This window comes from Azospirillum sp. FG154, from assembly GCF_057809575.1.
The window spans coordinates 19,368-33,303 of the sequence record NZ_JBMDKF010000018.1; the positions used below are offsets into that span (position 1 = coordinate 19,368).

Consider the following 13,936-nt stretch of genomic DNA (forward strand, 5'->3'; position numbering starts at 1 on the left):
GTCACCATCCTCCAAAGCGCGGCCAGACCGCTTCGATTGTGTCGCCGCCGCTTCGCACGACGTGATATGCCCCATGCTGCGCGCCCGTCGCGCAAGCGTGGTTGGGCAGGATGCGCACGCGCGCGCCGATGGGCAGATCGGGCAGCCGGGCGTCCGATCCCGGGCGCACGCTGATGATGCCGTGCTCCTGGTTGGCGTCGGACAGGATCAGGTCGCCAAACGGTCGCCCGTCGATGTCGCAAACCAAGCCGTATCCTTGGTCAATTTTTTGTTTGGCCGTTCCGCGATCACGGGACATCGCCATCCAGCCCGCGTCCACCAGGATCCAGCCCTTTTCAGGCTGATGGCCAATGACGGTTCCCAGCACGGACAGCGCGATGTCGTCAATCCGGCAGACGCCGATCCCCGCCATCACCAGGTCGAAGAAGACGAAGACGCCCGCGCGCACTTCAGTCACGCCGTCCAGCGATTGCGCGACATGCGCGGTGGGCGTCGATCCCACGCTGACCACGGGGCAGGCGAAACCGGCGTCGCGCAGCAGGGCGGCGGCCTGCGCCGCGCTGGCGCGCTCGACCTCGGCGCAGGCGCGCAGCGCGTCATCGCCAATCGCGCCATAGCTGGCCCCCGCGTGGGTGAGGACGCCGCGAAGGCGACCGCCCTCCTCCAACGCCCGGGCGATGGCGACCAGCTTGGCCCGATCGTCGGGCCGCACGCCGGAGCGATGACCGTCGCAATCGAGTTCGATGAGCGCGGGAATGGCGTCACCGGCGCGCCGGGACGCGCTGGCGATGGCCTGAGCCTGTTCCACGGTGTCGAGCGTGACCGCCAGATCGACGCCCTCCGCCCGAAGCGCCAGGATCCGGTCGATCTTGTCGGGAGACACGCCCACCGCGTAGATCATGTCCTTGACCCCGGCGTGGCCGAACTGTTCGGCTTCCTTCAAAGTCGAGACGGTCGCAGGCCCCGATGGATCGGTCATCACCAGGCGGGCGGCGTCGACCGACTTGGCCGTTTTCAGATGGGGGCGGAGCGTGACGCCCAGCCGGTCCAGCCGTTCGCGAAGCCGCCCGACGTTGCGCTCCATGCGGTCCCGATCAAGAAGGAGACAGGGCGTGCTGACATCCTTCAGGCTATGGCTGCGGTTTTCGGGGAGGTTCTGGGTCATTTCATCCAGCCAAGCTCATTTTGTTTCATGATGGACGGCGCGACAGCCCTTGCATTTTAAGATGCGCTCGATAGCATGCAATTAATGACTCCTGCATATTGCATTAAGATAAGACTTAATGATCTCAAGCGACGAACTTGTCTTTTTCCGCGTCGTTTCCGGCTCCACGTCGCTGGCGGACGCGGCGCGCACGCTCAACGTCACGCCACCCGCCGTCACCCAGCGGTTGAAAACGCTCGAACAGCGCATTGGCGTGCGGTTGATGGACCGCACATCCCGTGGCCTTTCCCTGACCGACGAGGGCGAATTGCTGGCGGCGGAGGGGGAGGCTATCCTCAAAGCGCTGGATGGACTCGCCGAATCGCTAGGTCAACGGACCACGCGCGTCAGGGGCAAGCTGAGGATCGCGGCGCCCTATGGCTTCGGGCGGGAATATGTCGCGCCGGTTGTGGCGAACTTCGCGCGCCTGCATCCCGAAGCCACGGTCGTCTTGGAGTTGTCGGATCATCCCAATGTGCTGTCGTCCGACAGTTGGGACGTCGTGATTCACATCGGGGCGCTCAATTCAGCGGGGCGTCTCGTCACGACGCTCGCGCCCAACAGACGGATCCTGTGCGCCGCGCCAGCCTATCTCGCCGACTGTCCGGAGATCGAAACGCCCGAGGATCTCCAGCGTCACCGCTGCCTCGCCCTCAGGGAGAACAACGAGGACGTGACGTTGTGGCGCTTTTCCCATCCCGAACAGGGCGTGACGACGGTTCGCGTCAAGCCGGTCATGTCGAGCAATGACGGCACAATCATGCGCGCCTGGGCGGCCTCTGGCCTTGGCGTCATCGTTCGGTCCGAGTGGGATGTGGCCGGTGATCTTGCCGCAGGGCGGTTGGTTCACATTCTGCCGCGCTGGACCTGCCCGGCTGCGGATGTGGTCGCGTTGCTCAACGCGCGGCATGGCCGCAGCCGAAGAGCCACGGTGTTTCTGGAGATGATGCGCGCGGCCCTGCATCCGTTGCCTTGGCACGCGCCCGATCAGCGGGCCGATCAGGCGCATGGCGAATGAGCAGGGCGACATCTGGCGATTTTCCATCAGGGCATGCCCGGTGATCGCCAGCGCCAAGGCCGCCTTCTGGTCCTGACGGCTTCCGTCGGCGCGTGGGGGGAAGCTTGGACCTATGACGCCGACCGCATTCCTGCATCACGTCGCCGCACGCCGAAATTCCCCATGGTTGTGGACGGTTATGCGGCGGGTTTCGATCCCGGCCATCGTCACCGCGCGCCCCCTGTTCGCGCGGGCAATCTCCTCCCCGGCGTGTCAGGTTGCGGCCTTAGAAGGATGTGCCGTCGGCCATCGCAAATCGGCAGCTTCAGCGAGTCCGTCGGGCGACAGCAGCGAAAAATGCCGCCGCTCACTCCGTAGAATTTTTCAATGGATCGCGCTGCGGCCAACACCTTGTGGAGATGTCAAGCATGGGCGCGTTCGATCCACAATGGATTCCAACCTCAAACGGTTTTGGCGTCGTCAGCGTCCACGGCGCCGACCAGCCGACTGGCGGCGTGTTTCATCGCCTGATGAATGCGCGGCGTTGACCAACCGCGCGGAGCGCCCGCTCCAGCGACCAAACGCGTCAAGACGACCGGCAAACGGTCGCATGTGCGAAACGGCGGCTGCAAAGCCGCTCGGGAGGCGGCAGAGCCGATGAACAGCGGTTCTGTTTCCGACAACTGGACGATGATGGGCGCAGCGGCGCTGCGCCTTGTCAACCAACGCCAAGGAGACTTCACGTGAGCGAGACCCTCAACGCTTCCGCTTTCGAGCGCCTTCCCGCCGATGATCGCCAACGCGTGATGAACGCGTTGTCCCAGGGCGCCAGCCGCCGCGACGTTCTGGCCCTGCTTGGGTTTGGCGGCGCCGCCGCCATGTTCGGCGGCGGCCTGATCGGCATGCCTGGCGCCGCTTTCGCCGCCGAGACGCCGAAGAAGGGCGGGCGCATCCGGGTCGCCGGATTCTCCAGCTCCACCGCCGACACGCTCGATCCGGCCAAGCAGGCGCTGTCGACCGACTATGTCCGTGGCTCCATGTTCTACAACGGGCTGACCACGCTGGACGAGCATATGGCTCCGCAACTGGAGCTGGCCGAATCGATTGAGCATGACAAGGCCACGGTTTGGACGATCAAGCTGCGCAAGGGCGTGCAGTTTCATGACGGCAAGAGCCTGACCGCCGACGACGTCGTCTATTCCCTGAACCGCCACAAGGATGCGGCCGTCGGCTCCAAGGCCAAGGCGCTGGCCAGCCAGATGGAGGAGATCAAGGCCACTGGCCCGCTGGAGGTGACGATCCGCCTGAGCGGACCCAACGCCGACCTGCCGGTGATTTTGGGCACCTTCCACTTCAAGATCGTCAAGGACGGCGTCACCGACTTCTCGACCGCCGTCGGCACCGGCCCGTTCAAGTGCAAGGAGTTCCAACCGGGCGTGCGGTCCGTCGCCGTGCGTAACGAGGCTTATTGGAAGGGCGTCGGCCCCTACCTGGACGAGGTCGAGTATTTCGCCATCTCCGACAACGGCGCGCGGGTCAACGCCCTGCTGTCGGGCGACATCGACATCGCCGCCGCCATCGATTCCCGCTCCAACCGCCAGATCCTGGGCGCCAGCGGCTACGATGTTCTGGAGACGAAGTCCGGCAACTACACCAACCTTATCATGCGGTTGGACGGCGCCCCCGGCAACAACCCGGACTTTGTGTTGGGGATGAAGCATCTGTTCGACCGCGAGCAGATCAAGAAATCGGTCTTCCGTGGTTTCGCCGCAGTGGCCAACGACAACCCGTTGTCGCCCGCCGACCGCTATTACGCCGCCGACCTGCCGCAGCGCCCCTATGACCTGGAAAAGGCGAAGTTCCTGCTGAAAAAGGCGGGCGCGCTGGACAACGCCTTGCAAATCGTCGCCTCTCCGGCGGCGACCGCCTCCGTGGAAATGGCGGTGGTGCTGCAACAGGCGGCGCAGAAGATCGGCATGAAGATCGACATCAAGCAGGTCCCAAGCGACGGTTATTGGTCAAATTATTGGCTGAAGTCGCCGGTTGGCTTCGGCAACATCAACATGCGTCCGACCGCCGACATCCTGTTCAGCCAATTCTTCAAATCCGACGCGCCCTGGAACGAATCGGCGTGGAAGAACGAGAAGTTCGACCAGCTCCTGGGCGCCGCCCGCGCCGAAGCCGACGAGGCCAAGCGCAAGGCGATGTACCACGACATGCAGGTGATGATCCACGAGACCTCCGGCATCGCCATTCCGGCTTTCATCAGCAACCTGGACGCCTTCAAATCCAAGGTCAAAGGCATGCGGCCAATGCCGACCGGCGGCCTGATGGGGTATAATTTCGCCGAGCATGTCTGGCTTGACGCCTGACCATCCGCCGCTGGCGTCCGGCGGGCATGCCCCGCCGGTTGTCGGCACTGGCTTCTCTTCCAAGCAATGGAGGATGCCGAGATGAATGGCGAGATGTCGAAACTCGTCCTCACGCGGCTCGCGACCAGCGCCGCTACGCTGCTGTTCATCGCCGCCGCCGTGTTCGTCATCACGACGATGCTGCCGGGCGATGTGGCGCAGCAGATCCTGGGTCAGAGCGCGACGCCGGAAACCGTGGCCGCCCTGCGCCAGTCCCTGGGGCTGGACCAGTCGGCCTTGGTCCGCTTCTTCACCTGGCTCAGCGGCCTGTTGACCGGCAATCCGGGGCATTCGCTGGTGAACGGCCTGCCGGTGGCGACGCTGATCGGCGGGCGGCTCGGCAACTCGCTTCTGCTGGCCGCCGTCGCCGCCGCCGTGTCGGTTCCGCTGGCGCTGCTGATCGGCGTCACGTCGGCCATGTCGCGCGGCAGCCTGTATGACCAACTGGTGGGGGCCATCACCATCTTCGTGGTGTCGGTGCCCGAATTCCTGGTGGCGTCCCTGGCGGTCCTCGTCTTCGCGGTGAAGCTGCGCTGGTTGCCGGCCCTGGCCCAAGCGCCGGGCGGGCATGACCTGCTCGGCATGCTGCGCGGTTTCGCCATGCCCATCGTGACGCTGAGCTTCGTGATCGTGGCGCAGATGGCGCGCATGACGCGGGCGGCGGTGATCGACACGCTGTCGGCGCCCTATGTCGAGATGGCGCGGTTGAAGGGCGCCGGTCCGATCCGCGTGGTGCTGGCCCATGCGCTGCCGAACGCGGTGGGACCGATCGCCAACGCGGTCGCCCTCAGCCTGTCCTTCCTGTTGGGCGGGGTCATCATCGTCGAGACGATCTTCAATTATCCGGGCATCGCGAAGCTGATGGTCGACAGCGTCGCCACGCGCGACCTTCCGGTTGTGCAGGCCTGCGCGCTGATCTTCTGCGCCGGTTATCTGCTGCTGGTCATGCTGGCGGACCTCGCCGCGATCCTGTCCAACCCTCGGCTGCGCCATCGATGAGCAACTCCCCTCTTTCCCCTCCGGTCGCCGAAATCGCCGCCGCCGAAATCGCCGCCGTTGAAACCACCCCGGTCAAAGTCGCCCCTGCGGAGATCCCCGCTGCGGGATCGGCGCCAGAACGGACCCGAAGCCGTGGATGGCGCGTCAGCCCTGGGGGCATGATCGGCGGCGCCATTGTGATCTTTTGGTTGGCGATGGCGCTGTTCGGCTCCAGCATCGCCCCACACGATGTTGGCGAGATGCTGGACGCCGACATCTTCGAGCCGATGAGCCGCCTTTATCCGTTCGGCACGGACTATCTCGGGCGCGACATTCTAAGCCGGGTGCTGTTCGGCGCCCGCCAGACGGTGGGCACGGCCCTGGCGGCGACGCTGTTGGCGGTGTTCGCCGGTTCTTTCGCCGGGCTGGCGGCGGCGGTGCGCGGCGGCTGGTTCGACGCCGTTCTCAGCCGCATCCTGGACGCGCAGATTTCAATTCCCAGCAAAATGTTCGGCTTGCTGTTGGTGACGGCCTTCGGCTCTTCGGCGCCGGTGTTGATCGGCACGCTGGCCGTCATCTACATGCCCGGCAGCTATCGCCTCATCCGGTCGGCGGCGGTCAATGTGGTGGCGCTGGATTTCGTGTTGGTCGCCCGCGCCCGTGGCGAGAGCCGCTTGCACATCATGGCGCGCGAGGTGCTGCCCAACATCGTCGGGCCAGTGCTGACGGACTTCGGTTTGCGCTTCGTCTATGTCGTGCTGCTGCTGAGCAGCCTCAGCTTTCTTGGGCTTGGCGTGCAACCGCCCGATGCGGATTGGGGATCGCTGGTGCGCGAGAACATCGGTGGGCTTCCCTACGGCGCTCCGGCGGTCATCATGCCCGCCGTCGCCATCGCCAGCCTGACCATCGGGGTCAACATGCTGATCGACAGCCTGTTCGGTCGCAAAAAGCGCTTCGGCGCGCGCCGCAAGGGGAATCGCTGAATGACGGCAACCACGCTCATCCCGAACGACGTCGGCGCCCGCAGCGGCGCAAACGCGGCGGAACCCCTGCTGCGGGTCGAGAATTTGCAGGTGGTGGCCGAGGGCGAGGAGGGCGAGACGCCCATCGTCAAGTCGGTCAGCTTCAGCGTCGCCTGCGGCGAAATGGTCGCGCTGATCGGCGAGTCCGGTTCCGGCAAGACCACCATCGCCCTGTCGGCGATGGGCTACGCCCGCCCGGGCTGCCGAATCGCCGGTGGCCGCGTGCATCTGGGCGGCACGGAGGTGACGGCGCTGGAGGGCGGCGATCTGGCCGATCTGCGGGGCCGCCGCGTCGCCTACATCGCGCAGTCGGCCGCCGCGTCCTTCAATCCGTCGCGCACCATCATGACTCAGGTGGTGGAAAGCGCCCTGATTCACCGCACCGCAACCCGCGCCCAGGCGGAGGACAAGGCCCGCGCCCTCTTCCGCGCGCTGGCTCTGCCCGATCCCGACCATGTCGGCGACCGCTACCCGCACCAGGTGTCCGGTGGTCAGCTTCAGCGGTTGCTGGCGGCGATGGCGCTCATCACCGACCCCGAACTGGTGATCTTTGACGAACCGACCACCGCGCTGGACGTCACCACCCAGATCGAGGTGCTGAAGGCCTTCAAGGCGGTGGTGCGTGAACGCGGAACCACCGGCCTTTACGTGTCGCACGATCTGGCGGTGGTGGCCCAGGTCGCCGACCGCATCATCGTGTTGCGCGACGGGACCGTTCGCGAGGTCGGCGAGACCGCCGCGCTGATCGCGGCCCCGCGCGACGGCTACACCCGCAGTCTTCTGGCGGCGGCGGAACCTGCGCCGCGCGCCATGACGCCTCCGCATGAGACGGCGACTCCGTTGCTGGAGGTGTCGGGGCTGAGCGCGGGTTACGGCGGTTTGCGCTCGGACGGCGCTCCGCACATTCCAATCCTCACCGACATCGGGTTTCGCATCAAGCGTGGCTCGACGCTGGGCGTGATCGGCGAATCCGGCTGCGGCAAGAGCACGCTGGCGCGCGTCATCGCCGGGCTGATGCCGGCGGCGCGCGGCGGCGTCAAGCTTGACGGCCAGCCGCTGGCTCCGTCGCTCGATCGCCGCAGCCGTGAAGAGTTGCGCCGCATCCAGATTGTCTTCCAGATGGCCGACACCGCGCTGAACCCGGCGTTGACCATCGCCGCCAGCCTCGGTCGACCGCTGACCTTTTATCATGGGTTGAAAGGCGACGCGCTGAATCGGCGCGTGGCGCGCCTGCTCGACCTTGTGCACCTGCCAGCCTCGCTTGCCGACCGCAAACCCGCCGAACTTTCGGGCGGACAAAAGCAACGGGTGAACTTGGCCCGCGCGTTGGCCGCCGAACCGGACCTGATCCTGTGCGACGAGGTGACGTCGGCGCTGGACACCGTGGTGGCGGCGGCGGTGTTGGACCTGTTGGTGGAGCTGCGGCGCGAGCTTGGCGTCTCCTACATGTTCATCAGCCATGACTTGAAGACGGTTCGCGCCATTTGCGACGACATCATGGTGCTTTACGCGGGCAGCAAGGTGGAGGCTGGCAGCCGCGAGGCGTTGGCGGCTGGGCCGCATCATCCCTACGCCGACTTGTTGACCGCCTCCGTTCCCGACATGCGGATCGGCTGGCTTGAGGGGGCCGGCGCCCACACCGGGGCCTTTTCCAACGGTTCGGCCAGCAAGGCGCCACGGTCCGGCTGCGCCTTCCAGCCCCGATGCCCGCTGTCGATTCCTGGTCGTTGCGACAGCGTCAAACCGGCCTTGCGGACGACGATCGGCGGAACGCAGATCGCCTGCCATCGTGACGACGCCGACCTGATGGCGCTCGCCCGGCGCTGACCGACCGGGCGGCCCCTTCAACCAGACAGGAGGTTCCAGATGCCGTCCACTCTGTCGAGCGGCGGAGCCGCCGCCTTGCGCTTCGGATCCGCCGCGTCTTTGGCTGTCCCTGCGCCGCCGCGCGCGCGGCTGCCGTCCGTTGGCGTGCGCGGTCGCCTGATGATCGCCATCGGCGTCATCCTGTCGGGCACCCTGACCGTGGCGGCGGTGGCGCTGGTGGGCAACGGGAATGTGCGCGCCAACAACCGTCTCATCCTCGACCAAGCCTTGCCCGCGATGGTGGAGAGCATGGCCGTCGCCCAGGCGGCGGATCGGTTGGTGGCGCTTGCCCCGGCTTTGGCTGCGGCGGGCGACCGCGAGGCTTTGGCGGACGTCGTCCGCCAACTGGCGGGTGGACGGGAAACGCTGGTCAACCGGCTTGATCGGTTGAGGGCGTCCGGCGTCGACGCCGACCGGCTGTCCCCCATTGTCGAGGCGGCGGGCAAATTGTCCGAGAATCTCGCGGCGCTGGACGCCGCCGCCGCCGACCGAATCGCCGAAGCGGAAAAGCGGGCGACGCTGCTGCCCCGCATCGCCGGGACCGGGAGCGATCTGCAACGGGTGACGAGTTTCTGGAAGACCGGGTTTGCCAGCGACGAGGAGGATGCGGAGGCCCGCCTGGCCGATGCGACCGCCGATGCCGAAACCTTGCGGTCGGCGGCGGGTCAGCTCCTTGAGATCCGGCAGACCGCCGCCGCTCTGCGCGAGGTGATGGACCAGACGGCCTTGGCCAGCGCGCGCCTGCTCGAAGCCGCGTCGGCGGGTGACGACGCCGCGCTGATTCGTCTGCGCACCGAGGCGTCGGCGGCGCTGATCGCCGCCAGCGGCAATCTGAAACGTTTGCCGGAAAAGCTGGCCGCCGCCATGGCCAATGGGCTGAAGGCCTTGGAGGTCGTGGGGGTCGGGGAGGATGGGCTGGTGGCCGTTCGCCGCCGGGAAGTGGCGGTGACGGCCAAGGCGGGCGAACTGACCGGAGGCAACCGCAGACTGGCCGATGGGCTGGCGGCGGGGGTGGCGGACTTGGTGGCGGAGCAACGCGCCGGGATCGACCACGCCAAACGAAAGACCGAGATTCTGCTCGATCACGGCGACCAGACCCAGATTCTGGTCGCCGTCGTCAGCCTGTTGGTGTCGGTGCTGGTGATTTGGCTCTATGTCGGGCGGGTGCTGGTCCGGCGCCTGCTGGCGTTGAAGGTGGCGATGCAACGGATTGCCGACGGCGATCTGTCTCATGACATCCGCCTCAGCGGCAGCGACGAAATTACGCAAATGGGGGCGGTGCTGCGCGTCTTCCGCGACACCGCAAGGCAGGTCGAGACGGCGCGCGCCGAAGCCGACCGCGAGCGGGCGGCGGCGGCCCAGTCCCGCCGTGCGGCCATGCTGGCGCTGGCCGCCGATTTCGAGGAGGGGGTGAAGACGGTGGTGGACCGGGTGTCGGGGGCCTCCTCTGGCCTGCATGGCACCGCCGACCAGATGGTCGCCATGGCCAGCGGCACGGCCCAACAGGCCGACCGGGCCGCCGCCGCCGCCGAGCGCGCGGCGATGAACGTCGATGGCGCCGCCGCCGCCGCGCAGGAATTGGCGCGCTCAATCGACGACATCGCCCGGCAGGTGGCGCAATCAGCGGCGGTGGCCGACGCCGCCGCCCGACGGGCGGACACCACGGACACCACCATGTGCGCGCTGGACGAGGCGGTTGGTCGGATCGGCGCGGTGTTGGATCTCATCAACGGCATCGCCAGTCGAATCAGACTGTTGGCGCTGAACGCGACCATCGAGGCGGCGCGGGCGGGAGACGCCGGGCGCGGATTCGCCGTCGTCGCCAACGAGGTGAAGCTGCTGGCCGACCAAACCGGGCAGGCCATCGACCAGATCAGCGCTTTGATCGGTTCGGTGCAGGGGGCGACCGGCGAGGCGGTTGAGGCGATCAGCGCCATTGGCGCGACCATCGGCCAGCTTGACGGCATCGCCACCGCCATCGCCGCGTCGGTGGAGCAGCAACGCGCCGCCACCGCCGAGATCGCGCGCGGCGTGCAGGAGGCGGCGGATCGCACCGCCGACGCCTCGGGAAGCATCGGCGAGGTCCGCGCCATCGCTGGCGAGGCGGGGACCGCCGCCCAATCCGTGCTGGCCGCTTCCGGGGAAATGGCGGGCGAAGTTGATCGTTTGTCGGCTCAAGTCGGCGGTTTCCTGGCTGGCCTGCGGGTGGCCTGACGCGCGGCCTCTGGTTCGCGCATGGTCGGAGGCGGCAGCGTCCAGAGGCGTGGTGGAAATCACCGGCGTTTGGAAATTGATGGGTGAGAGTTCTTGGTTTCCGACGACCAGGACATGGCGCGGCAGGATCGTTCCAGCCAGTCGATGAACAGGCGGACCTTGGCGGAGCGGTGGCGCGAGGGCGCCGTCAGGGCGAAAATCCCCGGCGTCGGATGGGCGTGATACTCCGGCAAAACATTCACGAGTTGACCGGCCTTGATGAGGGTGTCCACGGAAAAGATCGGCAACAAGGCGATGCCCAAGCCATCCAGAGTCGCCTGCAACATCAATTCGGCGGTGTTGGCGTGGAAATGTCCGTTGACGCGGAACACCCCGACGCGGCCATCCGGCCCCTTGTGCCGCCACTGGGCGGCCCCGCCATTGACGACGTAAGAGATCAACGCATGGGTCTTCATGCCGTCCGGCGTGGTCGGGCGGCCATGGCGGGCGATGTAGGCGGGCGACGCCACCGGCAGAATTGGACAATCCCCCAAGGATCGCGCCACCAGGGTTGAATCGTCGAGCGTGCCGATGCGGATCACCACATCATAGCCGTCGGCCTGAACATCGACGCGCCGGTCTTCAAACACCGTGTGAAGCTGGATTTCCGGATAGCGCTGGGCGAATCCGGTAATCACCGGCATCAGATGCATGTGCCCGAACGACATCGGCGCGTTGACCCGCAATTCACCCTTGGGGGTTTCCCGCCGTTCCCGGATTTCGGCGGCGGCGGCGGTCAATTCGTCAAGCGCCAGCCGCGTCCGTTCGTAATAGATCGCCCCCTCTTCGGTCAGAGACACATGGCGGGTGGTGCGGTGGAGCAGCTTGACGCCCAACTCCTCCTCCAACGCTTGAATCTGCTTGCTGACCGCCGCGCCCGACAGACCCAGTTTGCGGGCCGCCTTGGTGAAGCTGCTGTGTTGAGCGACTTCGACGAAGAGAGACACGCGGTCCAGGGTTGTCATATTGATAACCTGTAGGAAACAATGTTCTTAAAGAATGGCGTATTATCGCCGAATGGCAATCGAATTATGGTCTGTCTCAACGGAACACGGCCCCGACCGCCGGGGCGGCACGCCAACAGGAGACAGCGCCATGATCGCCCTTTATCCCTTCGACACGCTTGGTCACGCCAACCATGGCTGGTTGGACGCACGCCATCATTTCAGCTTCGCGCGTTACTGGAATCCGGCGCGGACCGGCTTTGGCAATCTGCTGGTGGTGAACGACGACACGGTGGCGTCGGGCAAGGGTTTCGGAACCCATCCGCACCGCGACATGGAAATCATCACCTATGTCCGCCAGGGGGCGATCACCCACAAGGACAGCATGGGGAACGTCGGTCGGACCTCGGCGGGCAATGTCCAGGTGATGAGCGCCGGAACCGGCGTCATGCATTCGGAATACAATCTGGAACAGGAGGACACCCGCCTTTACCAGATTTGGATCCAGCCGAATCAACAGAATGTTCAGCCGCGCTGGGAGGCCCGGCAGTTCCCCGAAACCCCGATCACCGCAGGCGCGTTGCCGTTGCTGGTGTCCGGGCGGGCGGAAGACGCCGACAGCGGGGCGTTGTTCATCCATCAAGACGCCGCGATTTACGGCGGCAAAATCGCGGCGGGGACGGTCGTCGAGCATCCGATCCGCGCCGGGGTCTATGTGTTGGCGTCGTCCGGTTCCTTCACCGTCAACGGCGCGCGGCTCAATCCGGGCGACGGCGCGGAAGTCACCGACGAAGCGGCGCTGCGCGTCGTCGCTGAGAGCGACGCCGAAATCCTTGTCATCGACGTCGGCGCTTAAGCCCGATCGCGCGATCACCGCAGACCTGTGGCGGCCCCTTTGATCGGGTTGGGTGGTCAGAGGTCGTGTTTGCGGATCTTGTCGTGCAGGGTGGTTTTGGCGATTTGCAACTCCTCGGCGGCGCGGGCGAGGCTGTCGCCGTTGCGGCGCAGGGAATCGGCGATCAACGAACGCTCGAAGGCCGCGACCGCGTCGGCCAAGGGACGAGGGCCGATGGTCGCGCCGTCGCCGAAGGGGGGAAAGCCCTGCTCGATGCCCAAGGCGCAGCGGTCGGCGACGTTGCGCAATTCGCGGACGTTGCCCGGCCAGTCATAGGCCATCAAGCGCGCCATCCGTTCGGCGTCGGGTTGGGGAACCGGGCGTCCGTGGCGCAGGGCGGCCTGCAAGGCGAATTGCTCGAACAACAGCGGAATGTCCTCCCGCCGGTCGCGCAGGGAGGGCAGGGGCAGGGTCGCCACATTCAGCCGGTAATAGAGATCGGCGCGGAACTGCCCGCGATCGGCCAAGGCCCGCAGATCGACCTTGGTCGCCGCCACCACCCGGCAATCGACCGGAATCATGGTGTTGGATCCCAGACGCTCCAACGCGCGCTCCTGCAACACGCGCAGAAACTTGATCTGGACGGGCATCGGCATGCTTTCGATTTCGTCCAGGAACAGGGTGCCGCCGTTCGCGTGCTCCACCTTGCCGATCCGGCGCTTGCCCGCGCCGGTGAAGCTTCCGGCCTCATGCCCGAAAATCTCGCTGTCGAACAGGCTTTCCGGCAGGCCGCCGCAATTGATGGCGACGAAGTTTCCGGCGCGGCGCGGGCTGGCCTCGTGCAGGCAACGCGCCGTCAATTCCTTGCCGGTGCCGGTTTCGCCGTGGATCAGCACGTCGGCGGCGGAATTGCCCAGATCCAGGATCAGCCGCCGCACCCGCTCCATCTGCGGGGAGCCGCCGACCAGCCGCGCCTCGATGCTCTGGCGGTTTTGCAAACGGTCGCGCAGCTCGCGCACCTCCAGCGTCAGCCGCCGCTTGTCGAGCGCCCGGCGCACCACCTCGACCAGATAATCGGGGGAAAAGGGTTTTTCGATGAAGTCATGGGCGCCCATCTTCATCGCCTGCACCGCCATCGCCACGTCGCCATGGCCGGTCATCAGCAAAACGGGCAATTCCGGGTCGGCGGCGTGCAGCGCGCGCAACAGCTCCATCCCGTCCATGCCGGGCAGGCGGATGTCGGTGACGACGACGGCGGGTCCGCCGCCCGACGTTGCGGCGTTGACCAGGCGGCGGGCCTGTTCGGCGCTGCTCGCCACCTCGACCGCGATGTCCTCCAACTCCAACGCCTGTTGGCAGCCCAAGCGGACGTTGGCGTCATCCTCGACGATCAGAACCTTCAGGGCGGCGGGCGCGGTCATGTTGC

10 protein-coding genes are annotated in these 13,936 nt (G+C 66.4%); 7 read left to right on the forward strand and 3 right to left on the reverse strand.

Annotated elements, in window-relative coordinates:
* Nucleotide 1 precedes the first annotated feature (1 nt).
* Entirely contained in the window at nucleotides 2-1,165 is a 1,164-nt protein-coding gene (locus ACODS4_RS19345; RefSeq protein WP_488866519.1) for a DSD1 family PLP-dependent enzyme, read from the reverse strand.
* A gap of 118 nt (nucleotides 1,166-1,283) precedes the next feature.
* Here ACODS4_RS19345 and ACODS4_RS19350 point away from each other — a divergent pair, with 118 nt between their 5' ends.
* The 6 genes from ACODS4_RS19350 (at nucleotide 1,284) to ACODS4_RS19375 (ending at nucleotide 10,692) form a co-directional block, all read left to right on the forward strand.
* Nucleotides 1,284-2,222, forward strand: coding sequence for a LysR family transcriptional regulator (locus ACODS4_RS19350; protein ID WP_488866521.1), 939 nt, complete (start codon nucleotides 1,284-1,286; stop codon nucleotides 2,220-2,222).
* 722 nt (nucleotides 2,223-2,944) lie between these two features.
* A complete protein-coding gene (locus ACODS4_RS19355; RefSeq protein WP_488866523.1) occupies nucleotides 2,945-4,573 on the forward strand; it encodes an ABC transporter substrate-binding protein in 1,629 nt (542 codons plus the stop codon).
* Between the two features lie 93 nt (nucleotides 4,574-4,666).
* Nucleotides 4,667-5,611, forward strand: coding sequence for an ABC transporter permease (locus ACODS4_RS19360; protein ID WP_488866525.1), 945 nt, complete (start codon nucleotides 4,667-4,669; stop codon nucleotides 5,609-5,611).
* Nucleotides 5,608-6,573 carry an ABC transporter permease gene (locus ACODS4_RS19365; protein WP_488866527.1) on the forward strand — a complete coding sequence of 322 codons (966 nt, stop codon included), beginning with the start codon at nucleotides 5,608-5,610 and terminating at the stop codon, nucleotides 6,571-6,573. The genes ACODS4_RS19360 and ACODS4_RS19365 overlap by 4 nt, the downstream gene beginning before the upstream one ends.
* Nucleotides 6,574-8,439 (forward strand): ABC transporter ATP-binding protein, encoded by a 1,866-nt coding sequence (locus tag ACODS4_RS19370; RefSeq protein ID WP_488866529.1) that lies wholly within the window; start codon nucleotides 6,574-6,576, stop codon nucleotides 8,437-8,439. It abuts the gene before it with no gap.
* Between the two features lie 39 nt (nucleotides 8,440-8,478).
* Nucleotides 8,479-10,692 (forward strand): methyl-accepting chemotaxis protein, encoded by a 2,214-nt coding sequence (locus tag ACODS4_RS19375; protein WP_488866531.1) that lies wholly within the window; start codon nucleotides 8,479-8,481, stop codon nucleotides 10,690-10,692.
* Nucleotides 10,693-10,751: 59 nt separating this feature from the next.
* Here ACODS4_RS19375 and ACODS4_RS19380 read toward each other — a convergent pair whose 3' ends face one another.
* The gene (locus ACODS4_RS19380; RefSeq protein ID WP_488866533.1) at nucleotides 10,752-11,696 is read right to left on the reverse strand and encodes a LysR family transcriptional regulator; all 945 of its coding nucleotides are present in this window, start codon (nucleotides 11,694-11,696) and stop codon (nucleotides 10,752-10,754) included.
* A 130-nt stretch (nucleotides 11,697-11,826) separates the two neighbouring features.
* Between ACODS4_RS19380 and ACODS4_RS19385 the strand changes: the two genes are divergently transcribed.
* Complete coding sequence (locus tag ACODS4_RS19385; protein WP_488866535.1) at nucleotides 11,827-12,531, forward strand: pirin family protein; 705 nt, start codon at nucleotides 11,827-11,829, stop codon at nucleotides 12,529-12,531.
* Nucleotides 12,532-12,587: 56 nt separating this feature from the next.
* Here the strand turns inward: ACODS4_RS19385 and ACODS4_RS19390 are convergent, their stop codons facing one another.
* Nucleotides 12,588-13,931, reverse strand: coding sequence for a sigma-54-dependent transcriptional regulator (locus ACODS4_RS19390; RefSeq protein WP_488866537.1), 1,344 nt, complete (start codon nucleotides 13,929-13,931; stop codon nucleotides 12,588-12,590).
* Between the last annotated feature and the right edge of the window lie 5 nt (nucleotides 13,932-13,936).

What these genes read in the sequence shown, in the direction of transcription:
- ACODS4_RS19345 (WP_488866519.1), bottom strand. Translation starts at nt 1,165, where the DNA reads ATGACCCAGAACCTCCCCGAAAACCGCAGCCATAGCCTGAAGGATGTC.
- ACODS4_RS19350 (WP_488866521.1), top strand. Translation starts at nt 1,284, where the DNA reads ATGATCTCAAGCGACGAACTTGTCTTTTTCCGCGTCGTTTCCGGCTCC.
- ACODS4_RS19360 (WP_488866525.1), top strand. Translation starts at nt 4,667, where the DNA reads ATGTCGAAACTCGTCCTCACGCGGCTCGCGACCAGCGCCGCTACGCTG.
- ACODS4_RS19365 (WP_488866527.1), top strand. Translation starts at nt 5,608, where the DNA reads ATGAGCAACTCCCCTCTTTCCCCTCCGGTCGCCGAAATCGCCGCCGCC.
- ACODS4_RS19370 (WP_488866529.1), top strand. Translation starts at nt 6,574, where the DNA reads ATGACGGCAACCACGCTCATCCCGAACGACGTCGGCGCCCGCAGCGGC.
- ACODS4_RS19375 (WP_488866531.1), top strand. Translation starts at nt 8,479, where the DNA reads ATGCCGTCCACTCTGTCGAGCGGCGGAGCCGCCGCCTTGCGCTTCGGA.
- ACODS4_RS19380 (WP_488866533.1), bottom strand. Translation starts at nt 11,696, where the DNA reads ATGACAACCCTGGACCGCGTGTCTCTCTTCGTCGAAGTCGCTCAACAC.
- ACODS4_RS19385 (WP_488866535.1), top strand. Translation starts at nt 11,827, where the DNA reads ATGATCGCCCTTTATCCCTTCGACACGCTTGGTCACGCCAACCATGGC.
- ACODS4_RS19390 (WP_488866537.1), bottom strand. Translation starts at nt 13,931, where the DNA reads ATGACCGCGCCCGCCGCCCTGAAGGTTCTGATCGTCGAGGATGACGCC.